Source organism: Pseudomonas sp. FW305-96, from assembly GCF_058783825.1.
In genome coordinates this window covers 14,248-40,456 of sequence record NZ_JBYSYW010000025.1, presented here as the reverse complement: position 1 = coordinate 40,456, position 26,209 = coordinate 14,248, and the positions used below count along the sequence as shown (strand labels likewise).

The window sequence follows — 26,209 nt, the reverse complement described above, 5'->3', positions numbered from 1 at the left end:
TGTCATCCACAAATTAAATGTTGAAATACTCGGTATCCATTTGCTGAATGATGTGTGTAGGAAAATGCCTGGAAATCGTGGCATCGACATTTTTTTCACATCACCTTGCTAGCATCGCCCGCACTTTCCAGGAGCCGATTTGATGATCCATGTGCTACGCAAACGCGGTGTCCGCCTCGCCCTGGCGGTCACCACGGGCCTGGTGGCCTGTAGCGTGGGCTTTTTCGCCTGGCAGAGCTTCTACCCGGTGCAGGCCGCCGAGGGCTGGAACGTGCAGGTGCTGCACAACTCGGTGACCCGGGCCGCTTCGCTGCTGCCTCAGGACGACGGCAGCCTGCTGGTCAGTCGCGAGCTGAACGGCGGCAAGGGCAGCATCCTGCGCATTACTGCCGAGGGGGACCGGATGGTAGTGCTCGAAGGCCTGTCCAAGCCGGACGGCATGGTCGCTGTCGACGGTGGCTGGGCGTTCAGCCAGGAGATCGGCGGGGCACCGGTCAGCGTGTCGCGCGATGGCCAGGTCAGTCAGCTGTTTGACGGCAACAACGTGCAGGGGCTGTATAACGATGGCCTGCATCTTTACGCCATCGAGGACCGCAAGGGGGATGGGCGGTTGATGCGATATGACTGGCAGAGCGGCGAGCTCGACGTGTTGCGCTCGGGACTCACCGAAACCGAGGGCCTGACCCGTTGCGCCGACGGGCGTCTGCTGTATACCGAAAAGGCCACCGGCAAGATTCGTGCGTTGAGCGAAGGCGGGAATGACCCGGTGGTGATCGAAGGTCTGCGCAACCCGACCTTCCTGCTCTGCGACCAGCGCGGGCTGTGGATCAGCGAGGATTCGACCCATCGTGCGCGGCTGTTGCGTATCGATGGTGATGGTACGCGCCACACGGTTCTCAGCTACCTGAAGGCGCCGCAGGCCATCGTCCCGGATGGCAAGGGTGGATACCTGCTCGCCGAGGGCGGCCGCGACCGGGTGCTGCGCCTGACGCCACCGGCCAACGCCAGGACTGCGCAGGCCGAAGCGTCGCCACGGGGGCCTGAAGCCTGAGTCATACCTTTTACAGCTTTTGTAATAGTTTTGCGCTATCGGAAAATTCTGCTTCGATTGTAGGATCGTCGTCCCTAATTGTTATCAAGGTCCCTATGAGCACCTTCGCGGAGCCCCCCAGTCCCTGGCCATCCCGGCCTTCCTTCCCCCGTCCTCGTGACGCATCCCCTGTGAGTACCCGCTAATGGAATGGCTAGCCGACCCCACGGCCTGGCTAGGCCTGCTGACGCTTATCGTCCTCGAGCTGGTGCTGGGTATCGACAACCTGGTGTTCATCGCCATCCTTGCCGACAAGCTGCCGCCGCACCAGCGCGACCGCGCCCGGGTGATCGGTCTGTCGTTGGCACTGATCATGCGCCTTGGCCTGCTGGCCAGCATCTCGTGGATGGTGACCCTAACCGCGCCGCTGATCGAGGTGTTCGGCAAGACCTTCTCCGGCCGTGACCTGATCATGCTGTTCGGTGGTGTGTTCCTGTTGTTCAAGGCCACCATGGAACTGCACGAACGCCTCGAGGGCCATGTTGCCCAAAGCGGCGGCGTGACCCGCCATGCCGCGTTCTGGCCGATCGTGGCGCAGATCGTCGTGCTGGATGCGGTGTTCTCGCTGGATGCGGTGATCACCGCCGTGGGCATGGTCGAGCACTTGTCGGTGATGATGATCGCGGTGATCTTCTCCATCGGCATCATGATCGTCGCCAGCAAGCCGTTGACCCGTTTCGTCAACGCCCATCCGACAGTGATCATGCTGTGCCTGGGCTTCCTGATGATGATCGGCTTCAGCCTCACCGCCGAAGGCCTGGGCTTCCATATCCCCAAAGGCTACCTGTATGCGGCCATCGGCTTCTCGTTGCTGATCGAGCTGTTCAACCAGCTGGCCCGTGCCCGTCGCAAACGCAGTGTGCAGCAGCACCGGCCGCTGCGTGAACGCACCGCCCATGCCGTGCTGCGCCTGATGGGCGGGCGCCGGGTGGAGGCTGACGAGGTGGGCGAGGAAATCGCCGACCTGGTCGAGGGTGGCGAAGAACAGGTGGTGTTCGACCGCCGTGAGCGGGTGATGATCAGTGGTGTGCTGAATCTGGCCGAGCGGCCGATCCGCACGGTGATGACGGCCCGCGCCAAGGTCGATGCCATCGACCTGTCGCAGCCGGGCGAAGCCATCACCCAGGCGCTGGTCAACTCGCCGTACTCGCGCCTGCCGCTGATCCGTGACGGCCACATCGAGGAACCGCTGGGCTTCGTGCACAAAAAGGAGCTACTCAAGGAGCTGCTGTCCGGCAGCCAGCCCGACCTGGAAGCCCTGGCTCGTGCGCCGCTGAACCTGCTGGAGAGCTTCAGCATCCTTAATGCCCTGGAGCAGATGCGCGGGCAGTCGACGCACATCGCCTTCGTGGTCAACGAGTTCGGTGATTTCATCGGTGTGTTGACCATGACCGATATTCTCGAGTCGATTGCCGGCGAACTGCCGGACGCAAGCGAGGTGGAGGGGCCAGGTGTGATCGAGGAGGCGGACGGTTTTGTGGTCAGCGGTGCCTTGAACCTGGCCCAGGTCCAGGCGCGCACCGGCTTTGCCGCCCGTGCCACCGAGGACTACCAGACCCTGGCGGGCCTGGTGATGAGCTTGCTGGACCGCTTGCCGGTGGTGGGTGATCACCTGGCCTGGAATGGTTGGAGCATGACCGTGGTGGCGGTGGAGGAGCGCCGGGTCCGCCAGGTACGCCTTACACCGAACGCCGACGCTGGCGCAGCAGATGCTTGAAGCCCTCGAGCACCAGTACCAGCACGGCGGCCCAGATTGGCAGGTAGGTGAGCCACTGGTCGGGGCCGATGGTCTCGCCCAGTAGCAGGGCCACGCCTACCAGCAACACCGGCTCGACGTAGCTGAGCAGGCCGAACAGGCTGAACGGCAGCAGGCGGCTGGCCAGCACGTAGGCGATCAGGGCGCAGGCGCTGATCGCCCCGAGCAGCGGGATCAGGCCGTACAAGCCTGGATGCTCGGCCAGATCGGTTGCCGACAGCGGGCCCTGGATGACGAAGTACAGGGCCCAGGGCAGTAACAGGCACATGTCGCACCACAGACCGCCCAGGTGGTCGGTGCGGCAACGCCGCCGCAGGACGAAGTAGATCGGGTAGCCGATCATCACCAGCAGGGTTTCCCAGGCAAAACTGCCGTGCTGGTACAGCTCGTGGCCAACCCCCAGCGCGGCAAAGCTCACCGCGACCTTCTGCAGGCGCGACAGGCGCTCGCCATAGACCACGCGCCCGGTCAGCACCATGGCCAGCGGCAACAGGAAGTAGCCCATCGATACCTCCAGGCTGCGCCCGTGCAGCGGCGCCCAGAGGAACAGCCACAACTGCACGCCCATCAACCACGAGGTGCCGACCATGCCGAGCAACAGCAGCGGCGTGCGGCGCACCCGCCCGAGCAGCTCGCCGACCCGCTTCCAGTCCCTGGATGCCAGCATGAACAGCGTCAGGCAGGGCAGGGTCAGCAGGGTCCGCCAGCCGAAGATCTCCTCGCCGTCCAGGGGCTTGAGGAAGGAGGTATAGAAATACATCACGGCGAACAGACAGGACGCCATGACCGACGAAACAATGCCTTTTGACACGAATGCCTCGGAAAACGGGAAGTGAGCGGGTGGATCAGCCGCGCATGATCTCAGGGGCACTGTCTTGCGGCAACTGCGGGCTGCCCGGGCGAGCAGCCAGGGCCAGCAGCAGCTCGCTGGCGGGCATGGGGCGGGCGAACAGGTACCCTTGCTGGAAGTCCACGCCATGGCGCGCCAGGTAGTCGCGCTGCACCTCGGTTTCCACGCCTTCGGCGACGATGCCCAGGGCCAGCTTGGCCGACAGTTCGATGATGGTGTCGAGGATGTGCTGGGATAGGGCGTCACCGCCGATCATGGCGACGAAGCTCTGGTCGATCTTGAGGTAGTCGACGTTGAACTGACGCAGGTAATTGAGGCTGGACTGGCCGGTGCCGAAGTCGTCCAGGGCGATCATCACGCCCATGGCGTGCAATTTTTCGAACAATTCCAGGGTGATCGGCGTGGGTTCGATCAGCTTGCGTTCGGTCAGCTCCAGGGTCAGCACCACGCGCCCGGGCGGAAAGTGCTGGAGAAAGGTCTGGCAATCATCGAGCAGGCTCAGGTCGCGGCAGTGGTCTGCGGTAATGTTGATGCCGATGTGGAAACCTTCCTCCAACAGGGCCGCATGCGGGGCTAGCGCCTGGGCCGTGTGCAGCATCAGTGAGCGGGTCATGGCGACGATCTGGCCGCTGTGCTCGGCGTAAGGAATGAACAGGTCTGGGCGCACCAGTCCCTCGCGGGGGTGTTGCCAGCGCATCAGCACCTCGACCCCGGCCCAATGGTAGTCGCCCTTGCGCACCACCGGTTGGAAATACGGCACGAACTCGTCGGCATCCAAGGCCCGGTCCAGCTCGCCACGCGATGAGCTGGCCCGACGGATCTGCCAGCGACAAGCCGCGCCGGCCGCCACGCCCAGCATCAGCAGCAGGCTCAGCAGGGCGGGGTAGCGTGAGCGCATCAACGCGGTGCGCTTACCTGCGTCGTAGCCGGCGTGCACATCGAATGGGTAGCGGGTGGAAGCATGCTGCGTGGCGGCGATGGTCGCGACCGGCGGCTTGCCTTCGTGAACCTGGCCATCGCTGCCCATCCAGTGATTGCCGACATGTACCTTCACCAGGTTGTCGGCAGCGATCAGGTGCAGCGCGGTGAGCAGGTGGCGGCCATCGACCGTGGTGATCGCCCCCCGGTCGCCGCGCTCCGGCTGGCTGGCACGATATGCCAGCAGTGCATGCCCCGGGGTGACCGAGTTGCCGTTCATCAGCCACAGCTGCCCGTTGGCGTAGTCCCTGGCATTCACCGGTTCGTCGAAATTACCGTACAGCGAGGTGCAATACAGCCTGTCGTGATCGAACAGGTTGGTCGAACGCACGAAGGCGTTGCGGGTGAGCTCGATGCGCAGCTCCAGTTGCACCTCGTCGCACGGTTGCCCGGCCTTAGGCAGCAATCGATGGGCGGTCGCGGCCAGGCTGTCGAGGATCTCTTCGATATGGCCAGCTACCTCCTGAGCCGTGGCTCGACTGTCGGCCTGTAGTTCCTGTTCGGTCTGCCAGCGCATCACCGTCAGCCCGCACAGTAGCGGCAACACGCCCACGCCCCAGGGTAGCAGGGTGCGCCAACTCCAGCGGGAGGGGCGTCTGATGGTCAGGGGCATGCGCGAGGGAACCTTCTGCGGGCTGAATTGATGATGCAGAGGATAGCCGTTTGTCGGAACAACCTGCGAACTAAAGCGCGACAAACAAATTTACGCACTGTAGAATCGGGTTACGAATACAACAATAAGGTTCTCCACCTCCTGGGGAATCAAGCCCGCCGAGAATGGGTCCATATGACATACCATGGGTTCAAGCTGATCATTGGTGACTTCCTGGCCCGCAGCGTGCGCGGGATCCCGTGCTCACCACCACGCCATCTCCACATCGAAAGCCTGTAATCAACCGTTTTTCGCTGCAGATGAGGAAAAGAACATGGCAGATATCTTCGAAAACCCGATGGGCCTGGAAGGCTTCGAATTCATCGAGCTCGCCTCGCCGACCCCCGGCGTGCTGGAGCCGGTATTCCAGATTCTCGGTTTCACCAAGGTGGCTACCCACCGTTCCAAGAATGTGCACCTGTATCGCCAGGGCGGCATCAACTTGATCCTGAACAACGAACCCAAGAGCGCCGCCTCGTACTTCGCGGCCGAGCATGGTCCTTCGGTGTGCGGCATGGCATTCCGCGTGCGCAACGCCCATGAAGCCTATGCCCGCGCCCTGGAACTGGGTGCCCAGCCGGTAGAAATCGAGACCGGCCCGATGGAACTGCGCCTGCCGGCGATCAAGGGTATCGGCGGCGCGCCACTGTACCTGATCGACCGCTACGAAGAAGGCAGTTCGATCTACGACATCGACTTCAAGTTCATCGAAGGCGTGGACCGCAACCCGGTCGGCGCGGGCCTGAAGATCATCGACCACCTCACCCACAACGTCTATCGCGGGCGCATGGCCTACTGGGCCGGCTTCTACGAGAAGCTGTTCAACTTCCGCGAGATCCGTTACTTCGACATCAAGGGCGAGTACACCGGCCTGACCTCCAAGGCCATGACCGCGCCCGACGGCATGATCCGCATCCCGCTCAACGAGGAATCGTCCAAAGGGGCGGGGCAGATCGAAGAGTTCCTGATGCAGTTCAACGGCGAGGGCATCCAGCACGTGGCCTTCCTCACCGACGACCTGCTCAAGACCTGGGACGCGCTCAAGGGCTTCGGCATGCGCTTCATGACCGCGCCGCCGCAGACCTACTACGAGATGCTCGAGGAGCGCCTGCCAGGGCATGGCGAGCCGGTCGACCAGCTGCAGGCCCGCGGTATCCTGCTGGACGGTGCCTCCGAGGCCGGCGACAAGCGCCTGCTGCTGCAGATCTTCTCGGAGACCCTGCTGGGTCCGGTGTTCTTCGAGTTCATCCAGCGCAAGGGTGACGACGGCTTCGGTGAAGGCAACTTCAAGGCGCTGTTCGAGTCGATCGAGCGTGACCAGGTGCGTCGCGGCGTGTTGAGCACCGAGTAATCGGTCGAGCACACCATCGCGGGGCAAGCCCGCTCCCACGCCGGAAGGTGGCGGGAGCGGGCTTGCCCCGCGCTTTGTTGTGGTGAGCGTTTATTGTTGCCTGTTCAGGTAGCGGATCACCGCTTCGGCTACCTTGGCGCTTGATGCCGGATTCTGCCCGGTGATCAAGCTGCCGTCCTCCACCACATAGGCCGCCCACGGGTCATCCGTCTTGCTGTACTCGCCACCGCGAGCACCCAGTTCGTTCTCGGTGAGAAACGGCACCACCTTGTCCAGCTCAACCAGTTTTTCTTCGGTATTGGAAAAGCCGGTGACCCTGCGCCCTTTGAGCAGCAAGCTGTTGTCGCTGAGCTTGATATTGAGCAGACCCACCACCCCATGGCACACCGCGGCGACCGCGCCGCCGCGCTCATGGATGCGCCGTGCCAGCTCCTGCAATGGCTGGTTGTCGGGGAAGTCCCACATCACGCCGTGGCCACCGGTGTAGTAGATCGCGCTGTACTGGTCGGCCTTGACCTGGCCGGGGCTCAAGGTGGCGCCAAGGCGGTTCATGAACGCCTTGTCGTTGTACCATTGCCAGTCCAGGTCTGGCGCCATCTGCAGGCTGTGTGGGTCGATCGGTACATAGCCGCCCGCCGGGCTGACATAGTCGACGGCAAAACCCGCTTTTTGCACTGCGTCGACAAAGTGCACGGCCTCGCCCAGCCACAATCCTGTGGCGCGCTTGATATCGGGATACTTGGCGGTATTGGTCAGCACGACCAGGAGCTTCTTGTTCATGTGCGCATGCCCGTCGAATCCATGGGAAAACGTTTGGCCAGCAAGATCAAAAGCCATTTGAGCATAGCCCCCGCCACGCAATGCGCCATGGGCACGGGCGCTGTGCTAGGCTGCTGCAAAAGTCGACGCGCTACCGGGAGACGCCATGGACCAGGACACTTCCAGATTTATGCAGGCCGCCATCGACGAGGCCCGCAAGGGGCTCGAGGAAGGTGGCATTCCGATCGGCTCGGTACTGGTGCACGAGGGCAGGATCATCGGCCGTGGCCACAATCGCCGCGTGCAGCAGGGCAGTGCCATCCTGCATGGCGAGATGGATGCCCTGGAGAATGCCGGCCGACAGCCGGCCCGGGTTTACCAGCAGGCCACCCTCTATACCACCTTGTCGCCCTGCGCCATGTGCAGTGGCGCAATCCTGCTGTATGGCATCAAGCACGTGATCATCGGCGAGAACGTCACCTTCATGGGCGAAGAGCAGTTGCTCGGCGACCGCGGCGTGCGCCTTGAGGTGCATGACGATGAGACCTGCAAGGCGCTGATGCGCCGGTTCATCGAAGCCAACCCAGAGCTGTGGAACGAAGATATTGGCCACTGATTTGAACACCAGGGGCGCAGAGGTCCAGGTCATTCATCTGGCACCGCCGTCATCTTCTCTGGCCGAGGTGGGCATGCCCATCGCTGGCTTCGACTGGAGCGCGACACCGTTGGGGGCGTTGACCTCCTGGCCGCCGACCCTGCGCATCGCCGTCGACATGGTATTGATGTCACCGTTTCCCTGTGCGTTGGTCTGGGGCGCGGCCCTGACAGTCATACACAACGATGCCTACCAGGCCCTGCTCGGCGGTGCTGTCAACCACCAGGGGTGTGCCTTCGACGCGCTGTGGGAGCAATCCTGGGAGAGCATGGGGGCAACCGTTTTCAAGGTGTTGCAGGGGCAGGGTAGCCTGATCGAGGATGCCCCATTACCGGTGCATCGTGAGGGTATCGCGGCCACGGCTTGGGTCACTGGCTGCTTCTCGCCCATCCGCGACGACCAGGGTGTGGTGGCCGGGTTCCTCCACGCGCTGATCGAGACCACTGCCAGTGTCGGCGCCAGCCGCGAGTGGCGCGAGCTGGCGCAGTCCTTCGAAGCGCGCCTGACGCAGTACCTGGGCGACCCGGAACATACCTGGCAGTTGTCGCCCGATGTGATGCTGATACTCGAGGCCGATCTGCGCGTGCGCACAGCCAACCCTGCCTGGGATCGGCTTCTGGGCTGGGGTGAGGCAGCGCAGTTGCGAGTCACCCTGCCCGAGTTGTTCCATCCCGCGGACCGTACCGAAGCGCAGCTGGCGCTGATGGCGCTTGTCCAGGGGCGCGGCGCGCCGCCCTTCGAGGGGCGGGTTCGCCATAGCGACGGCCATTACTGCTGGTTCCGTTGGATCGGCAACGCTAATCAGGCATTGCCGACGCTGGTGGGGAGGGACATCACCGAGGACCGCAATGCGGTCCAGCGCCTGGCCGAGGCGGCAGTGCGCGACAGCCAGTGCATGGAGGGCGTTGTAAAGGTGGCGGGCGGGTTGGCACACGAAATGAACAACGTACTGTCCGGCGTCGGTAGCAGCCTGGAATTGCTCGAGCGACGCCTCGCCCAAGGGCGGATGGACCGCGTGGAAGAGTATGTGCGGATGGCCCGGGAATGCGCCCAGCGAGCCATCGGCCTGACCCAGAACCTGCTGGCCTTTGCGCGTAGCCAACCCTTGTCGCCCAATCCACTGAACATCAACCACCTGTTGCGGGACGCAGAGCCGATAATGCGTCAGACCCTGGGCTGCGAGATAGACCTGAACATGCAGCTGGATGTGGCGCCCTGGCCTTTACAGGTCGACCCGGATACGTTGCGCAACGCCCTCCTGCATCTGTGCAGCAACGCACGCGATGCCTGCCTGGGCAAGGGCAGGTTGATGATCCGCACCGCCAACGAACGGATGGCACTGCCCTGCGAAGGGGCGGCAGCCTTGCTGCCGGGGGACTATGTCATGCTGCAGGTCGAGGACGATGGCCATGGCATGAGTCGCGAGGACCTGGCAAGGGTATTTGAACCGTTCTTCACCACCAAGCCCCTGGGGCAGGGGGCAGGCCTGGGGCTGCCCATGGTGCATGGCTTCGTGCAGCAGTCGGGCGGCCAGATGTGGATCGAGTCGACGATCGACCAGGGTACCCGGGTCGTGATGATGTTCCCACGCTACCAGGGGATATTGCCGGAGAGTCCCGCTCGGGATGCACTGCCGCCACAGGTCCAGGGTGAACGATTGTTGCTGGTCGATGATGAAGAAAACCTGCGTGGCCTGATAAGGGAGGCGCTGGTCGATTGCGGCTTCGAGGTGTGTGCCGTGCCCGATGCCAACAGCGCGCTGGGGCAGTTCAGGCATGCAGGGCCGTTTGATCTGGTGATCACCGATATCGGTCTGCCGGGGGGCTTCAGTGGCCGCCAGGTGGCCAAGGCGCTGCGCATGATCGAGCCCGAACAGAAGATCCTGTTCATCACTGGCTTCACCGCCGATCCGGTGGAGCAGGCCCTGCTCGACCAGCCGGGCACGGCATTGATGTTCAAGCCGTTCTCGCTGCAGAAGCTGGTGGTGCAGATTCAGCACATGCTGCAGGCCTGAGGCCGGCGATCACAGCCCCTGCTGCAGGAAAGGGTCGTCCGGGTTCTGCCGCTCCAGCTCGGCCAGCAGGACCTGGACATTCTGCAATTGGCCGGTTTCCTTCCAGTACTCGATCAGCAGTACCCGCACCCGGCGATTGGCCGGTTGGCGGTTGAGCACGGTTTCCAGCTGCTTTTGCGCGGCATTGAGCTGTTCCAGCTGGTGCAGGGTGATGGCCAGGGTGTAGCGATAATCGTTGTTTTCCGGTTCCAGCTCGACAGCCCGCGAGAGGGCAAGCAGGGCGTATTCCTGCTGCTCATGGCGAGTCAGCCACAGGCCCAGTTCGTATTGCAGGAACGCGGAATCCGGGCGTAGCGCCAGGGCCTTGGCGAGCACCTCGCGGGAGGCGTCGTGCTGGCCCTGTTGCTCCAGCAGGCGAACCTGGGTGGCCAGGGCGTCCAGGCCTTCAGGGGCCACGGCCAGGCTACGCCGCAGGGCCCTGGAGGCTGCCTCGTAGGCTTGTTCATGCATGTATAGCCGGGCCAGGTGCAGCTGGGCGGCGGCGTCGTCGGGCTGTTGCTCCAAGGTCTGCTCGTACTGCTCCAGGGCATCCTGCAAGGGGCCGAAGTACAGGCCGATGGCGTCGGGGTCGAGACCCAGCAGAGCGTCCACCGCGGCGAAGCGCACGCTTTGCTCGTCATCTTCCAGCAATGGGCCCAGCACCAGGCTGCGCTGGGCCGCCGGCAACAGCCGGCGGATACTGGTAATGGCGGCGCGGCGGACCAATGGGTCGGCGTGCTCGAGGTCCTGGCTGGCCAGTTTCAACGCCTGTGGCGAGGGGTAATTGGGTAGTTCGGCATGCAGCGCGGCGCGGCGGATGGGTGGCAGGTCGTCACGCTGCAACTGCTGGTACAGCACCCGCGCGGCGCCCGGCAGGCCATCGTGTGCCTGGCGCAGGGCCTTGGCGTAGCTGTGGGGCGGCAGGCTGGGCGGTGCGGGTTGGCGGTCACGCCACAGGTAACCGATCGACGCGGGCAGCACTAACAACAGCAACAGGGCGATCAGGAGAGGGCGACGTGTGGGCATCTCGCGGTCCGGGGTGGCGGTACGGCAGAGCTTGGGGCAGGCAGGTGGCAATTGCAACGATCAGGGTGCGATCCAGGGGTGGTATCAAGCTGTTGGGCGGCGGCGCTTGGCAAAATCCGTGGGCTGCGGGTTCGGTCTTGCAAACCTGCAGGGTTTCCTTGCACATCGGTGATGTTCCTCGTGGCGCTCTGCGGGTATCCTCGGCTGAGCCTTTCCTGAACTGTCCTGATTTCCAAGGAGCTGCACGCTGTGTTCAAACATGTCGATGCCTATGCCGGCGACCCGATCCTCTCGTTGATGGAAACCTTCAAGGCCGACCCGCGGGCCGCCAAGGTCAACCTGAGTATCGGCCTGTACTACGACGAAGCCGGCGTGGTGCCGCAGCTGGCGGCGGTGGCCGAGGTGGAGAAACGCCTGGCCGGCCAGCCCCATGAAGCCTCGCTGTACCTGCCGATGGAAGGCCTGGCCGCCTACCGCCAGGCGATCCAGGCGCTGCTGTTCGGTGCCGAGCACCCGGCCGTCGCCGCTGGCCGCGTGGCCACCGTGCAGACCGTCGGCGGCTCGGGCGCCCTGAAAGTCGGTGCCGACTTCCTCAAGCGTTACTTCCCAGGCTCCGAGGTGTGGGTGAGCAATCCGACCTGGGACAACCACCGGGCAATCTTCGAAGGCGCGGGCTTCAAGGTGCACACCTACCCGTACTTCGACCCGGACACCCGCGGCGTCGACTTCGCCGGCATGCTGGCCAGCCTGCAGGCCTTGCCGCAGAACAGCGTGGTCCTGCTGCATCCGTGCTGCCACAACCCCACCGGCGTCGACCTGGACCAGCAGCAGTGGCAGCAGGTGGTCGAGGTGGTCAAGGCGCGCCAGTTGATCCCGTTCCTCGATATCGCCTACCAGGGCTTCGGCGAAGGCCTGGTCGAAGACGCCTATGCGATCCGCGAAATGGCCCGTGCCGGCGTGCCTTGCCTGGTCAGCAACTCGTTCTCGAAGATCTTCTCGCTGTATGGCGAGCGGGTAGGGGGCTTGTCGGTGGTCTGCGACGATGCCGCCACCGCTTCCAGCGTGCTTGGCCAGCTCAAGGCCACCGTGCGCCGCAACTACTCCAGCCCGCCCGCTTTCGGCGCCCAGCTGGTGGCCGGCGTGCTCGGTGACGCCGTGCTCAACGCGCAATGGGCCGCAGAGGTGGAAGTAATGCGCAAGCGCATCCTCGATATGCGCCAGGGCCTGGTCGACCTGCTCGGCGAGCTGCTGCCAGGCCAGGACTTCCAATTCTTCCTGCGCCAGCGCGGCATGTTCAGCTATACCGGCTTCAGCGTCGAACAGGTGCGCCGTCTGCGTGACGAATTCGGCGTGTACTTGATCGACAGCGGCCGGGTGTGCATGTCCGGGCTGCGTCCGGCCAACCTGCGCCAGGTTGCCGAGGCATTTGCCGCCGTGCACAAGGGCTGACATCGGCGCTGGCCGAACTGGCTTTATCGCGGGGCAAATCGCATCGGCGCACCGATGCGACTTGCCCCGCGATTGTTTTTGCAACCCGAAAACCCGCTTTCTTGTAAAGACAAGTGCAACCGTCCCTCGGGCGGGGCTTCCCCAAGTGCAACCTTTGCATGCACAATCGCGCCCCTCTTCCCCGGTTGAGTTGGGCGAATCGTCTATTTCGCCATTCTCAGCCTGTTGCAGTCTTGCGAGTGGAGCTTCACCCGGAATGAATGAGCAGGCCCCAAGCGTTGAACAACGCTTTGTAGAATCGACCCCCGCCACCCTCGGTAGCTGGTCGCGTCAAGACACCACCTGGATGCTGGGCCTGTTCGGCACGGCCATCGGCGCCGGAACCCTGTTCCTGCCCATCAACGCCGGCCTTGGCGGTTTCTGGCCGCTGCTGGTCCTGGCCTTGCTGGCCTTCCCCATGACCTACTTCGCCCACCGCGGGCTGACCCGTTTCGTGCTCTCGGGCAGCAAGGGCGGCGATATCACCGACGTGGTCGAGGAGCATTTCGGCATCACCGCCGGTGCGCTGATCACTGTCCTGTACTTCTTCGCCATCTTCCCGATCCTGCTGATCTACAGCGTGGCGCTGACCAACACCGTCAGCAGCTTCATGGAGCACCAGTTGCATATCGCGCCGCCGCCGCGTGCGATCCTGTCGTTCGTGCTGATCCTCGGCCTGCTGGCCATCGTGCGCTGCGGTGAACAGGCCACGGTCAAGGTCATGAGCCTGCTGGTGTACCCGTTCATCGTTGCCCTGGCGCTGCTGGCCCTGTACCTGGTGCCGCACTGGACCGGCGGCATCCTCGACACCGCTACCCAGGTGCCGTCCGGCTCGGCCTTCCTGCACACCGTGTGGCTGGCCATTCCGGTGATGGTGTTCTCGTTCAACCACTCGCCGATCATCTCGGCCTTTGCCGTTGATCAGAAGCGCCGCTACGCCGAGCACGCCGACGAGCGCAGCGGCCAGATCCTGCGCCGCGCCCATCTGCTGATGGTGCTGATGGTGCTGTTCTTCGTGTTCAGCTGCGTGCTGACCCTGAGCAGCGCCCAGCTGGCTGAAGCCAAGGCGCAGAACCTGTCGATCCTGTCCTACCTGGCCAACCACTTCGAGCAGCCGGCCATCGCCTTCGCCGCGCCGCTGATCGCCTTCATCGCCATCGCCAAGTCGTTCCTGGGTCACTACATCGGTGCCAGCGAAGGCCTCAAGGGCATGATCGTCAAGTCCGGCATGCGCCCAGGCGCCAAGGCCCTGGACCGCATCGTTGCCGCGCTGATGCTGGTGGTGTGCTGGATCGTCGCCACCCTCAACCCGAGCATCCTGGGCATGATCGAATCCCTTGGCGGCCCGATCATCGCCGTGCTGCTGTTCCTGATGCCGATGTACGCCATCCGCCGCGTGCCATCGATGCGCAAGTACAGCGGTGCGCTGTCCAACGTGTTCGTGGTGGTGGTCGGCCTGGTGGCCTTGACCTCGGTGGTGTACGGCCTGCTGGCCTGATGCATCGCTGAAAGCAATATGCCCGGATGGCTTGTCGCGATCCGGGCATTTTTTTGTCCACAAGAATTGTCTGGCAATGCAACAATTTCATGTTTGGTTATAGGCACTTGCGCGGCTTCGTGCTTAACTCGAGGTCTTTTTCCAAACCCGCATAAGGATTTCCGCCATGGCTCAAGTGACTCTCAAAGGCAACCCGGTTCAAGTCAGCGGTGAACTGCCGAAGCAAGGCGCCGCGGCACCTGCCTTCTCCCTGGTCGCTGGCGATCTGTCGAACAAGTCGCTTGCCGACTTCGCCGGCAAGCGCAAGGTGCTGAACATCTTCCCAAGCGTCGACACCCCGACCTGCGCCACTTCGGTGCGCAAGTTCAACACCCAGGCCAATGACGTGGCCAACACCGTGGTGCTGTGCATCTCCGCCGACCTGCCGTTCGCCCAGGCGCGCTTCTGCGGCGCTGAAGGCCTGGAGAACGTGAAGAACCTGTCGACCCTGCGTGGCCGCGAGTTCCTGGAAAACTACGGCGTGGCCATCGCCGATGGCCCGCTGGCCGGCCTGGCCGCCCGCGCCGTGGTGGTGCTGGACGAAAACGACAAGGTGCTGCACAGCGAGCTGGTGGGCGAAATCGCCGACGAGCCGAACTACGAGGCGGCGCTGGCTGTCTTGAAGTAAGTGTTCGCCGGCTTGCCGGCGAACCAGGTAACACCCGGTAACGGCCTGGACCCTGTTCCAGGCCGTTTTCATTTAAAGTTCACGCCTTTGCCAACGTCAGCCGAAGGTAAAGCACTGGTAAAGCCCCTTTGCTAAAACGATGCCAGTGCTTATCGTTCACGCTCTCCACGCCGTCATTCTCTGAACAAGGTTCGTTCGACCCATGCAAGCCTCCAATTCCCGTTCCCCTCGTCGCTGGCTGTTCGGCCTGCTGATCCTGCTGCTGGTGGCCCTGCTGGCCTGGTGGCTGTGGCCCGCAACGACCGCCCATAATGAGAGTGGCGGGCATCGCCCGGGCAAAGGCATGGGCGGCCGGCCGGGCTTCGGCGCCTCCACCGAAGCGGTGCCGGTGCGCGTCGAGCCTGCGCGGGTGGGTGACTTCCCGCTGTACTACAAGGCCCTTGGCACCGTGACCGCGACCAACACGGTCAACGTGCGCAGCCGGGTGGCCGGCGAACTGGTCAAGATCCACTTCAAGGAAGGCCAGCAAGTCAAGGCCGGCGACCTGCTCGCCGAGATCGACCCGCGTAGCTACCGCATCGCCCTGCAGCAGGCCGAAGGCACCCTGGCGCAGAACCAGGCGCAACTGAAGAACGCCCAGGTCGACCTGGCCCGTTATAAAGGTCTGTATGCCGAAGACAGCATCGCCAAGCAGACCCTGGACACCGCCGAGGCACAGGTCGGGCAATTCCAGGGGCTGGTCAAGACCAACCAGGCGCAGGTCAACGATGCCCGCCTGAACCTGGAGTTCACCCAGATCCGTGCGCCGATCAGCGGTCGCCTGGGCCTGCGCCAGCTGGACCTGGGCAACCTGGTCGCCGCCAACGACACCACGGCGCTGGTGATCATCACCCAGACCGAGCCGATCAGCGTTGCCTTCACCTTGCCGGAAACCCAGCTCGACACCGTGCTCGCCCGCTACCGCAGCGGCGCCAGCCTGCCGGTCGAGGCCTGGGATCGTGGCGACCAGAAGCTGCAGTCCACTGGCGTGCTGGGCAGCCTCGACAACCAGATCGACACCGCCACCGGCACCCTGAAGTTCAAGGGCACCTTCCAGAACACCGACCATGCGCTGTTCCCCAACCAGTTCGTCAATGTGCGCCTGCTGGCCGACACCCTGAAGCAGGTGGTGCTGGCCCCGGCCGCGGCCATCCAGTTCGGCAATGACGGCACCTTCGCCTATGTGGTCAACGCCGAGAGCACGATCAACATCCGCCCGCTCAAGGTCGGTGCCAGCGATGGCGAGAACAGCGTGATCCTCGAGGGCCTGGCCGCCGGTGACCGCCTGGTGCTGGAAGGCACCGACCGCCTGCGCGAAGGCTCCAAGGTGGAGGTGGTCGAAGACAGTTCGCAAGTGCCGACCACCCCCGGCCAGCACCTGCAGGGGCAGGGCGCCAAGGGCTCGGCGCAGACCGGTGAACCAGGCTCCAAGGCGGGCGCATGAACCTCTCGCGCCTGTTCATCCTGCGGCCGGTCGCCACCACGCTGAGCATGCTGGCCATCGTCCTGGCCGGCCTGATCGCCTACAAGCTGCTGCCGGTGGCGGCCTTGCCTCAGGTCGATTACCCGACCATCCGCGTCATGACCCTGTACCCCGGCGCCAGCCCCCAGGTGATGACCAGCGCCGTCACCGCGCCACTGGAGCGTCAGTTCGGGCAGATGCCGGGCCTCGAGCAGATGGCCTCGACCAGCTCCGGCGGCGCTTCGGTGCTGACCCTGCGTTTCAACCTCGACATGAACATGGATGTCGCCGAACAGCAGGTACAGGCCGCGATCAACGCCGCCAGCAACCTGCTGCCCAGCGACCTGCCGGCGCCGCCGGTGTACAACAAGGTCAACCCGGCCGACACACCGGTGCTGACCCTGGCCATTTCCTCCAAGACCATGCCGCTGCCCAAGCTCAACGACCTGGTCGATACCCGCGTGGCGCAGAAAATCGCCCAGATCAGCGGCGTCGGCATGGTCAGTATCGCCGGTGGCCAGCGCCAGGCGGTGCGTATCAAGGTCAACGTCGACGCCCTGGCGGCCAACGGCCTCAACCTGGACGACGTGCGCACCCTGATCGGCGCCTCCAACGTCAACCAGCCCAAGGGCAACTTCGATGGCCCGACCCGGGTGTCGATGCTCGACGCCAACGACCAGCTACGCTCGCCGGCCGAGTACGCCAATCTCATCCTCAAGTACAACAATGGCGCGCCGCTGCGCCTGAGGGACGTCGCCGAGATCGTCGACGGCGCCGAGAACGAGCGCCTGGCCGCCTGGGCCAACCAGAACGAGGCGGTACTGCTGAACATCCAGCGCCAGCCCGGCGCCAACGTCATCGAAGTGGTCGACCGGATCAAGGAGCTGCTGCCGTCGATCACCGACAACCTGCCGGCGGGCCTCGACGTCAGTGTCCTCACCGACCGTACCCAGACCATCCGCGCCGCCGTGCGCGACGTGCAGCACGAGTTGCTGTTCGCCATTGCCCTGGTGGTGATGGTGACCTTCCTGTTCCTGCGTCGGGTCTCGGCCACGATCATCCCGTCGATCGCCGTGCCGCTGTCGCTGATCGGCACCTTCGGGGTGATGTACCTGGCCGGCTTCTCGGTCAACAACCTCACGCTGATGGCCCTGACCATCGCCACCGGTTTCGTGGTGGACGATGCCATCGTCATGCTGGAAAACATCTCCCGGCATATTGAAGAGGGCGAGACACCGCTGCAGGCCGCGCTCAAGGGCGCGAAACAGATCGGTTTCACCCTGATCTCGCTGACCTTCTCGCTGATCGCGGTATTGATCCCGCTGCTGTTCATGGCCGACGTGGTCGGGCGGCTGTTCCGCGAGTTCGCCATCACCCTGGCGGTGGCCATCCTGATTTCCCTGGTGGTGTCGCTGACCTTGACGCCGATGATGTGCGCCCGGCTGCTCAAGCGTGAACCAAAGGAAGAGGAGCAGGGCCGCTTCTACCGTGCCAGCGGCGCCTGGATCGACTGGCTGATCAAGCACTACGCCAGTGCCCTGACCTGGGTGCTCAAGCGCCAGCCGTTGACGCTGCTGGTGGCCGTGGCAACCCTGGCGCTGACCGTGGTGCTCTACCTGATGGTGCCCAAGGGCTTCTTCCCGGCCCAGGACACCGGGGTGATCCAGGGTATTTCCGAGGCACCGCAGTCGACTTCGTTCGCCGCCATGAGTCAACGCCAGCAGGCCCTGACCGAGGTGATCCTGCAGGACCCGGCGGTGCAGAGCCTGTCTTCGTATATCGGTGTGGATGGTGACAACGCCACCCTCAACAGCGGCCGCCTGCTGATCAACCTCAAGCCCCATGGTGAGCGCGACGTGACGGCAGCCGAGGTGATCAGCCGGTTGCAGCCGCAGCTCGACAAGCTGGTCGGCATCCGCCTGTTCATGCAGCCGGTGCAGGACCTGAGCATCGAGGATCGGGTCAGCCGCACCCAGTACCAGTTCAGCCTCAGCTCGCCGGATGCCGACATGCTTGCCGAGTGGAGCGGCAAGCTGGTGCAGGCACTGAAGGACCGCCCGGAACTGCAGGACGTGGCCAGCGACCTGCAGGACAAGGGCCTGCAGGTGTACCTGGTGATCGACCGCGACATGGCCAGCCGCCTCGGCATCACCGTGGCGCAGATCACCAACGCCCTGTACGACGCCTTCGGCCAGCGGCAGATCTCGACCATCTATACCCAGGCCAGCCAGTACCGCGTGGTGCTGCAGTCGCAGACCGCGGCCAACCTCGGCCCGCAGGCCCTGGAGGCGGTCCACGTCAAGGCCGCCGACGGCGGCCAGGTGCGCCTGTCGGCCCTGGCGCGCATCGAGCAGCGCCAGGCCCAGCTGGCCATCTCGCACATCGGCCAGTTCCCGGCGGTGATGATGTCGTTCAACCTGGCCCATGGCGCGTCCCTGGGCGAGGCGGTCAAGGTGATCGAGCAGGTGCAGCAGGACATCGGCATGCCGATCGGCGTGCAGACCCGTTTCCAGGGCGCCGCCGAGGCGTTCCAGGCCTCGCTTTCGAGTACCTTGCTGCTGATCCTTGCCGCCGTGGTGACCATGTACATCGTGCTCGGCGTGCTCTACGAGAGCTACATCCACCCGGTGACCATCCTCTCGACGTTGCCTTCGGCGGCGGTAGGGGCGTTGCTTGCGCTGCTGCTGAGCGGCAACGACCTGGGCATGATCGCCATTATCGGCATCATCCTGCTGATCGGCATCGTCAAGAAGAACGCGATCATGATGATCGACTTCGCCCTCGAGGCCGAGCGCCATCAAGGCATGAGCCCGAGTGATGCGATCTACCAGGCGGCGCTGCTGCGCTTCCGGCCGATCCTGATGACCACCCTGGCCGCGCTGTTCGGCGCGGTGCCGCTGATGCTCGCCACCGGTTCCGGCGCCGAGCTGCGCCAGCCGCTGGGCCTGGTGATGGTCGGCGGCCTGTTGGTGAGTCAGGTGCTGACCCTGTTCACCACGCCGGTCATCTACCTGTACTTCGACCGCCTGGCACGTCGCTGGCGCCCGGTTGACGATGCGCGGCAGGCCGAAGCATGAACCTGTCCGGACCGTTCATTCGCCGGCCCGTGGCCACCATGCTGCTGAGCCTGGCGATCATGCTGCTGGGTGGGGTGAGTTTCGGCCTGCTGCCGGTGTCGCCACTGCCGCAGATGGATTTCCCGGTGATCGTGGTGCAGGCCAGCCTGCCTGGCGCCAGCCCCGAGGTCATGGCGTCCACCGTGGCCACGCCGCTGGAGCGCAAGCTCGGCGCCATTGCCGGCGTCACTACCCTGACCAGCAGTTCCAACCAGGGCTCGACCCGGGTGATCATCGGCTTCGAGCTGGGCCGCGACATCGATGGCGCGGCACGCGAGGTGCAGGCAGCGATCAACGCCACTCGCAACCTGCTGCCCAGCGGCATGCGCAGCATGCCCACCTACAAGAAGATCAACCCGTCCCAGGCGCCGATCATGGTGCTGTCACTGACCTCGCAGGTGCTGTCCAAGGGCAAGCTGTACGACCTGGCCGACACCATCCTGTCCCAGAGCCTGTCGCAGGTCAGCGGGGTTGGGGAAGTGCAGATCGGCGGCAGTTCGCTGCCGGCGGTGCGCATCGAGCTCGAGCCGCAGTTGCTCAACCAGTACGGCCTGTCCCTGGACGATGTGCGCACCGCCGTGGCCAATGCCAACCAGCGCCGGCCCATGGGCTTCGTCGAGGACAGCGAGCGCAACTGGCAGGTGCGCGCCAACGACCAGCTGGAGCAGGCCGAGGACTACAAACCCATCGTCATCCGCCAGCAGAATGGCTCGATCCTGCGCCTGTCGGACGTGGCCAAGGTCAGCGATGGCGTGGAGAACCGCTACAACAGCGGCTTCTTCAACGACGAGAGCGCGGTGCTGCTGGTGGTCAACCGCCAGACCAACGCCAACATCATCCAGACCGTCGAGCAGATCAAGGCAGAGCTGCCGGCGTTGCAGTCGCTGCTGCCGGCCAGCGTCAAGCTCAACGTGGCCATGGACCGCTCGCCGGTGATCAAGGCCACCCTGAAGGAGGCCGAGCACACCTTGCTGATCGCCGTGGTGCTGGTGATCCTGGTGGTCTACCTGTTCCTCGGCAACTTCCGCGCCTCGCTGATTCCGAGCCTGGCGGTGCCAGTGTCGCTGGTGGGCACCTTCGCGGTCATGTACCTGTGCGGATTCTCGCTGAACAACCTGTCGCTGATGGCGCTGATCCTTGCCACCGGCCTGGTGGTGGACGATGCCATCGTGGTGCTGGAGAACATCTCCCGGCATATCGAGAAAGGCGAGAGCCCGATGCGGGCCGCCTACAAGGGCGCGCAGGAGGTCGGTTTCACCCTGCTGTCGATGAACGTCTCGCTGGTGGCGGTGTTCGTCTCCATCCTGTTCATGGGCGGGATCGTGCGCGGGTTGTTCAAGGAGTTCTCGATCACCCTGGCGGCGGCGATCATCGTCTCGCTGGTGGTGTCGCTGACGCTGACGCCGATGCTCTGCTCGCGCTGGCTGAAGGTACATGGCCCGCAGCAGCAGACCCGCCTGCAACGCTGGAGCGACCGTATCCACCAGCGCATGGTCGCCGGCTACGACCGGAGCCTGGGCTGGGCGCTGCGCCACAGGCGCCTGACCCTGCTCAGCCTGCTGGCCACCATCGTGCTCAACATCGCGTTGTACGTGGTGGTACCCAAGACCCTGATGCCGCAGCAGGACACCGGCCAGCTGCAAGGCTTCATCCGCGGCGACGACGGCCTGTCGTTCACCGTGATGCAGCCGAAGATGGAAATCTACCGCCGCGCTCTGCTCGCGGACCCGGCCGTGGAGAGCGTCGCCGGCTTCATTGGCGGCAACAGCGGCACCAACAACGCCTTCGTGCTGGTGCGCCTGAAGCCGATCGGCGAGCGCAAGGAGAATGCGCAGAAGGTGATCGATCGCCTGCGCAAGGACTTGCCGAAGATCCCTGGCGGGCGTCTGTACCTGATGGCTGACCAGGACCTGCAACTCGGTGGCGGCGGTCGCGACCAGACCACCTCGCAGTACCTTTATACCCTGCAGAGCGGCGATCTGGCCGCTCTGCGCGAGTGGTTCCCCAAGGTCACCGCCGAACTGCGCAAACTGCCCGAGCTGACCGCCATCGACGCTCACGACGGCGCCGGCACCCAGCAGGTGACCCTGGTGGTCGACCGTGACCAGGCCAAGCGCCTGGGCATCGACATGGATATGGTCACCGCAGTGCTCAACAACGCCTACAGCCAGCGGCAGATCTCGACCATCTACGACAGCCTCAACCAGTACCAGGTGGTGCTGGAGATCAACCCGAAATACGCCTGGGACCCAAGTACCTTGGAGCAAGTGCAGGTGATCACTGCCGATGGCGCCCGGGTGCCGCTGTCCACCTTCGCCCGCTACGAGAACAGCCTGGCCAACGACCGCGTCAGCCACGAAGGGCAGTTCGCCTCCGAGGACATCTCGTTCGATGTCGCCGAAGGCTACAGCCCAGACCAGGCCCTGGCCGCGCTGGAGCGGGCAGTGGCCAAGCTCGGCCTGCCCGAGTCGGTGATCGCCAAGCTCGGTGGCGATGCCGACGCCTTCACCAAGACCGCCGAAGGCCAGCCGTTCATGATTCTTGGCGCCCTGGTGCTGGTATACCTGGTGCTGGGCATTCTCTATGAGAGCTACATCCACCCACTGACGATCCTCTCCACTCTGCCTTCGGCCGGGGTCGGCGCCTTGTTGGCGCTGTACCTGACCGGTGGCGAATTCAGCCTGATCTCGCTGCTGGGGCTGTTTCTGCTGATCGGCGTGGTGAAGAAGAACGCCATCCTGATGATCGACCTGGCCCTGCAGCTGGAGCGCCATGAAGGCCTGTCGCCGGAGGAGTCGATCCGCCGTGCCTGCCTGCTGCGCCTGCGGCCGATTCTGATGACCACCCTGGCCGCAATCCTCGGCGCGCTGCCGCTGCTGCTCAGCCGCGCCGAGGGCGCCGAGATGCGTCAGCCGCTGGGCCTGACCATCATCGGCGGCCTGGTGTTCAGCCAGATCCTCACCCTCTACACCACGCCTGTGGTCTACCTGTACCTCGATCGCCTGCGCCACCGGTTCAACCGCTGGCGCGGCGTGCGCACCGACGCTGCCCTGGATACCCCGCTATGAACTTTGCCCATACCCGAATCCATCGCGCCCTCAGGCTGCTGACCCAAGGGCGCGGCTCGCGCCTGGTCAGCGCCGGGTTGTGCGTGGCCATGCTCAGCGCCTGTACCTTGAGCCCGGACTATCACCGCCCGGAGATCAGCACTCCGGCGCAGTTCAAGCAGGCCCAGGGCTGGACCCAGGCCAACCCGTCCGATGCCATCGCCCGCGGGGCGTGGTGGGAGCTGTATGGCGACAAACAGCTCGATGCCCTGGTGGAAGAGCTCAACCGCAGCAACCAGACGGTGGCGCAGTACGAGGCGCAGTACCGCCAGGCCCAGGCACTGGTGCGCAGCAGCCGCGCCGCGCTGTTCCCCTCGTTGAACCTCACCGCTGGCAAGAACCGTTCGGCCCAGGGCACCGGGAGCTCCAGCTCGAGCCTGTCGAACAACAGCAGCGGCATCCGCAACACCTACAACGCGCAACTCGGCGTGAGCTGGGAGATCGACCTGTGGGGCAAGCTGCGTGAAGCCATGAACGCCAACGAAGCCAGTGCCGACGCCAGCTTGGCCGATATGGCGGCCATTCGCCTGAGCCAGCAGTCGGAACTGGTGCAGAATTACCTGCAACTGCGGGTGATCGACGCGCAGAAACGCTTGCTCGAGGCCACGGTAGCGGCCTATGAGCGGTCGTTGAAGATGAACGAGAACCAGTACCGCGCCGGGGTTGCCGGGCCGGATGCCGTAGCCCAGGCGCGTACCCAGCTCAAGAGCACCCAGGCCGACCTGATCGACCTGGCCTGGCAGCGCGCGCAGTACGAGAACGCCATTGCCGTGTTGATGGGCAAGGCACCGGCCGACTTCGCCCTGGCGGCGACCCGCGACATTCCGGCGTTGCCGCAGGTGCCGGTGTCGCTACCGTCGCAGTTGCTCGAGCGCAGGCCCGACATCGCCTCGGCCGAGCGCAAGGTCATGGCGGCCAACTCCAATATCGGCGTCTCCCGGGCAGCGTACTTCCCCGACCTGTCCCTGAGCATGAATGGCGGGTACTCCAGTAGCAGTTTCAACAACTGGATCGAGCTGCCCAACCGCTACTGGTCCGTCGGCCCGCAGTTGGCGTTGACGCTGTTCGATGCCGGCAAGCGCAGCGCCGAGGTGGACCGCACCGTGGCGGTGTACGACCAGACCGTGGCGCAGTACCGGCAGACGGTGCTGGATGGCTTCAAGGAGGTGGAGAACTATCTGGTGCAGCTCAAGGTGTACGGCGACGAAGCCGTTGTCCGGCAGGAAGCGCTCGAGGCGGCGCGGGAGTCGTTGCGCTTGACCGAGAACCAGTACAAGGCCGGGTTGATCGGTTACCTGGACGTGGTGAACGTGCAGACCACGGCGCTGAGCAGTGAACGCAGCGTGTTGACGCTGTTGCAGGGGCGGCTGGTGGCGAGCGTGCAGTTGATCGCGGCGCTGGGCGGTGGCTGGGATGCCCGGACGGAGTTGGCCGAGCAGTGACCTGCTGTTGGTGACTTTGCCCGTGACGCTGTACCGCATCACAGTTCGCCACATGGCACGTGGCGTTCGGCCATTTCTCGTGCAAACTGTGTAAGGCCACGTCGTCGGTGGCGTAATCCATTGCACGAGGAGCGCCATGAGCGGACGTTGTCTGGGCCTGTCTGTGTGGTTGTCGTGCCTGCTGGCCGTGGTTCCACTGCGCGGCTTTGCCGCGGACAACTGCCAGCACCTCACCGCCACCGGCAACCCGGAGTACCCACCTTATCTCTGGCGCGACCCGCATAACCCCGCGCAACTGATCGGCGCCAATGCCGACTTGCTGAAGCAGGTGGCCAAGGACCTCGGCCTGGTGGTGGATGTGATGTATGTCGGGCCGTGGTCCAGGGCGCAGGAGGAAGTGAGCAGCGGACGCATCGACATGCTGGCCGGCTACTTTCGCACCCAGGCGCGCGAACTGCTGACCGACTTCATCAGCCCGCCATTCCTGTTCAATTCCAGTGTGGTCTGGGTGCGCAAGGGCGAAGGCTTCGCCTACAGCGACTGGTCCGACCTGAAAGGGCGACGTGGCGGGACGCTGGTCAACAACAGCCATGGCCAGGCGTTCGACGACTACGCCCGGGCGCAGCTCGACCTCGAAGCGGTGCCCAGCGTTACCCAGGCTTTCCAGAAGCTGCTGCTCAAGCGCAGCGACTATGTGATCTTCGAGCAGTACCCCGGCATGGCCCTGGCGCGCGCGCTGGGCAAGGAAAAGGAACTGGAGGTACTTGAGCCGCCGGTGTCCAGCGAAGGGCTGTACCTGGCGCTGTCGCACAAATCGGGTTGCAACCAGCCGGCGCTGCGCGAAGCGCTGGCGCGCAAGATGCGGGAGCTGGTGGCGGGGCCCTTGCCCGAGAAACTGGTGGCCGAGAACCTGGAGCGCTGGCAGCGTCAGCAGGCCGGCAAGTGAAGCGATTGCGTCATTAGTCGGCACCCTGTCCGATGCCTTTGATCTAAGGCCACGTTCTCTTGGGCCTATGCTGTTGTGGCGAAACCCCATCCTTGTTTTCTCGCGAAGGTATTCTCATGAGCCAGCCTACTGTCGTGCTTGTACACGGTTTTTGGGGCGGGGCCGCCCACTGGGGAAAGGTGATTGTCGAGCTGGCGCGCAAGGGCATCAAAGACGTGCGCGCCGTGGAGCTGCCTCTGACGTCCTTGGCCGACGATGCCGAACGCACCCGCAAGATGGTGGCGCAGGCGCCAGGCGAGGTGCTGCTGGTAGGGCACTCTTACGGTGGGGCGGTAATCACCGAGGCCGGCAACGCCGCGAACGTGAAGGGACTGGTCTTTATCGCGGCCTTTGCCCCAGACGCGGGTGAAAGCCCTGGTGGGCTGACACAGCAGCATCCACCCATCGCGGTAGCGAACCTTGCGCCGGACAGCGATGGCTATCTGTGGATCAAGGCCGACAAGTTCCACGAAAGCTTTTGCCAGGATCTGTCGGTGGATGAGGCATGGGTCATGGCGGTGACGCAGAAGGCGCCGCTGGCGAGTACCTTCGGTGACACCATCAGCGACCCGGCCTGGAAGCACAGGCCCTCGTGGTATCAGATTTCCAGCCAGGACCACATGATCGCCCCGGTCAATCAGCAAATGATGGCCGCGCGCCTGCAGGCGCGCAAAGTCATCACCTTGGATGCCAGCCACGCGTCGCTGGCTTCGCGGGCAGGTGAGGTGGCCGCGCTGATCGAAGAAGCGTCAGGCTAGTTCAGCTCTTGCACTTGGCCACGACGACCTGACAGGTTCGCGGCGTGCCCCCGGACCTGCCGGCGTAGCGCATGCAACTGTCCAGCGACTTCCTGCTCGCCATGGCCAGTGTCGCGCCGAAGGCCAGGCCGCCTTCGCCGCTGCTGGGCAGGGCTTTGGCGTAGCAATTGGCGCCTTGGGCGGCGTAGCGGGTGCTGGTGTGCTTGTTCGAACAACCAGTCGAGACGGACAGGGTGATGGCGAGCAGGGCGAGCGGCACTGCATGCCTGGACAGGGTGGCCATTGCAGGCTCCGGGAACGGCGTGTTGGTGTGTTGAGCTTAGCCGGAGTCGCTTCGCTTGGCTTGGTGTTTCTCGTGGTCAGGGATGCCAGATCGATGGGTTCGCCCGCGATCAACGCCATGAGCAGAAGCAAACGACAAGTGGCATTATGCCTTCAGTTACTCGCACAAACGCTCTAACCCCTTCACTGCGGGGC

At 64.3% G+C, this 26,209-nt stretch carries 19 protein-coding genes; 14 read left to right on the top strand and 5 right to left on the bottom strand.

All coding sequences use genetic code 11. The features are described 5' to 3' along the window. The first annotated feature begins 142 nt into the window (after nucleotides 1-142). Nucleotides 143-1,051 (top strand): NHL repeat-containing protein, encoded by a 909-nt coding sequence (locus AC3WL2_RS18230; RefSeq protein WP_102683901.1) that lies wholly within the window; start codon nucleotides 143-145, stop codon nucleotides 1,049-1,051. A gap of 184 nt (nucleotides 1,052-1,235) precedes the next feature. Next, complete coding sequence (locus AC3WL2_RS18225) at nucleotides 1,236-2,807, top strand: TerC family protein (protein ID WP_102683902.1); 1,572 nt, start codon at nucleotides 1,236-1,238, stop codon at nucleotides 2,805-2,807. Here AC3WL2_RS18225 and rarD read toward each other — a convergent pair. Together rarD and AC3WL2_RS18215 are read right to left on the bottom strand one after the other, a co-directional pair. Continuing rightward, nucleotides 2,770-3,657 (bottom strand): EamA family transporter RarD, encoded by an 888-nt coding sequence (rarD, locus tag AC3WL2_RS18220; RefSeq protein WP_102683903.1) that lies wholly within the window; start codon nucleotides 3,655-3,657, stop codon nucleotides 2,770-2,772. The two genes, AC3WL2_RS18225 and rarD, sit on opposite strands and share 38 nt — an antisense overlap. A gap of 34 nt (nucleotides 3,658-3,691) precedes the next feature. Then, complete coding sequence (locus tag AC3WL2_RS18215; RefSeq protein WP_102683904.1) at nucleotides 3,692-5,287, bottom strand: EAL domain-containing protein; 1,596 nt, start codon at nucleotides 5,285-5,287, stop codon at nucleotides 3,692-3,694. A 313-nt stretch (nucleotides 5,288-5,600) separates the two neighbouring features. On the opposite strand from AC3WL2_RS18215, the gene hppD reads away from it, so the two are divergent. Next, nucleotides 5,601-6,677 (top strand): 4-hydroxyphenylpyruvate dioxygenase, encoded by a 1,077-nt coding sequence (gene hppD, locus AC3WL2_RS18210; protein ID WP_023629687.1) that lies wholly within the window; start codon nucleotides 5,601-5,603, stop codon nucleotides 6,675-6,677. A 90-nt stretch (nucleotides 6,678-6,767) separates the two neighbouring features. Here hppD and AC3WL2_RS18205 read toward each other — a convergent pair whose 3' ends face one another. Next, a complete protein-coding gene (locus AC3WL2_RS18205) occupies nucleotides 6,768-7,457 on the bottom strand; it encodes a type 1 glutamine amidotransferase domain-containing protein (protein ID WP_102683905.1) in 690 nt (229 codons plus the stop codon). Nucleotides 7,458-7,602: 145 nt separating this feature from the next. On the opposite strand from AC3WL2_RS18205, the gene AC3WL2_RS18200 reads away from it, so the two are divergent. After that, nucleotides 7,603-8,052, top strand: coding sequence for a nucleoside deaminase (locus tag AC3WL2_RS18200; RefSeq protein WP_102683906.1), 450 nt, complete (start codon nucleotides 7,603-7,605; stop codon nucleotides 8,050-8,052). Nucleotides 8,053-8,125: 73 nt separating this feature from the next. Beyond that, nucleotides 8,126-10,105 carry a hybrid sensor histidine kinase/response regulator gene (locus AC3WL2_RS18195; RefSeq protein WP_102683907.1) on the top strand — a complete coding sequence of 660 codons (1,980 nt, stop codon included), beginning with the start codon at nucleotides 8,126-8,128 and terminating at the stop codon, nucleotides 10,103-10,105. Between the two features lie 9 nt (nucleotides 10,106-10,114). On the opposite strand, the gene AC3WL2_RS18190 is transcribed toward AC3WL2_RS18195, so the two are convergent. Next, nucleotides 10,115-11,170, bottom strand: a complete 1,056-nt coding sequence (locus AC3WL2_RS18190) for a tetratricopeptide repeat protein (RefSeq protein ID WP_102683908.1) — start codon at nucleotides 11,168-11,170, stop codon at nucleotides 10,115-10,117. 249 nt (nucleotides 11,171-11,419) lie between these two features. On the opposite strand from AC3WL2_RS18190, the gene AC3WL2_RS18185 reads away from it, so the two are divergent. The 9 genes from AC3WL2_RS18185 to AC3WL2_RS18145 all read left to right on the top strand — a co-directional run bounded on the left by AC3WL2_RS18185 (nucleotide 11,420) and on the right by AC3WL2_RS18145 (nucleotide 25,732). Then, a complete protein-coding gene (locus AC3WL2_RS18185; protein ID WP_102683909.1) occupies nucleotides 11,420-12,619 on the top strand; it encodes an amino acid aminotransferase in 1,200 nt (399 codons plus the stop codon). A 256-nt stretch (nucleotides 12,620-12,875) separates the two neighbouring features. After that, entirely contained in the window at nucleotides 12,876-14,156 is a 1,281-nt protein-coding gene (locus AC3WL2_RS18180; protein ID WP_102683910.1) for a serine/threonine transporter, read from the top strand. Nucleotides 14,157-14,322: 166 nt separating this feature from the next. Then, nucleotides 14,323-14,823 (top strand): thiol peroxidase, encoded by a 501-nt coding sequence (tpx, locus tag AC3WL2_RS18175; RefSeq protein ID WP_102683911.1) that lies wholly within the window; start codon nucleotides 14,323-14,325, stop codon nucleotides 14,821-14,823. A 202-nt stretch (nucleotides 14,824-15,025) separates the two neighbouring features. Next, nucleotides 15,026-16,306, top strand: coding sequence for an MdtA/MuxA family multidrug efflux RND transporter periplasmic adaptor subunit (locus AC3WL2_RS18170; RefSeq protein WP_102683912.1), 1,281 nt, complete (start codon nucleotides 15,026-15,028; stop codon nucleotides 16,304-16,306). Beyond that, nucleotides 16,303-19,401, top strand: coding sequence for an MdtB/MuxB family multidrug efflux RND transporter permease subunit (locus AC3WL2_RS18165; protein WP_102683913.1), 3,099 nt, complete (start codon nucleotides 16,303-16,305; stop codon nucleotides 19,399-19,401). The genes AC3WL2_RS18170 and AC3WL2_RS18165 overlap by 4 nt, the downstream gene beginning before the upstream one ends. Further along, the gene (locus AC3WL2_RS18160) at nucleotides 19,398-22,508 is read left to right on the top strand and encodes a multidrug efflux RND transporter permease subunit (protein WP_102683914.1); all 3,111 of its coding nucleotides are present in this window, start codon (nucleotides 19,398-19,400) and stop codon (nucleotides 22,506-22,508) included. Before AC3WL2_RS18165 ends, AC3WL2_RS18160 begins: the two co-directional genes overlap by 4 nt. Continuing rightward, a complete protein-coding gene (locus AC3WL2_RS18155; protein ID WP_102683915.1) occupies nucleotides 22,505-23,989 on the top strand; it encodes an efflux transporter outer membrane subunit in 1,485 nt (494 codons plus the stop codon). The genes AC3WL2_RS18160 and AC3WL2_RS18155 overlap by 4 nt, the downstream gene beginning before the upstream one ends. Before the next feature lie 136 nt (nucleotides 23,990-24,125). Then, nucleotides 24,126-24,935 carry a substrate-binding periplasmic protein gene (locus tag AC3WL2_RS18150; RefSeq protein ID WP_102683916.1) on the top strand — a complete coding sequence of 270 codons (810 nt, stop codon included), beginning with the start codon at nucleotides 24,126-24,128 and terminating at the stop codon, nucleotides 24,933-24,935. A 116-nt stretch (nucleotides 24,936-25,051) separates the two neighbouring features. Continuing rightward, nucleotides 25,052-25,732 carry an alpha/beta hydrolase gene (locus AC3WL2_RS18145; protein WP_102683917.1) on the top strand — a complete coding sequence of 227 codons (681 nt, stop codon included), beginning with the start codon at nucleotides 25,052-25,054 and terminating at the stop codon, nucleotides 25,730-25,732. A gap of 1 nt (nucleotide 25,733) precedes the next feature. On the opposite strand, the gene AC3WL2_RS18140 is transcribed toward AC3WL2_RS18145, so the two are convergent. Then, complete coding sequence (locus AC3WL2_RS18140) at nucleotides 25,734-26,015, bottom strand: hypothetical protein (RefSeq protein ID WP_102683918.1); 282 nt, start codon at nucleotides 26,013-26,015, stop codon at nucleotides 25,734-25,736. Between the last annotated feature and the right edge of the window lie 194 nt (nucleotides 26,016-26,209).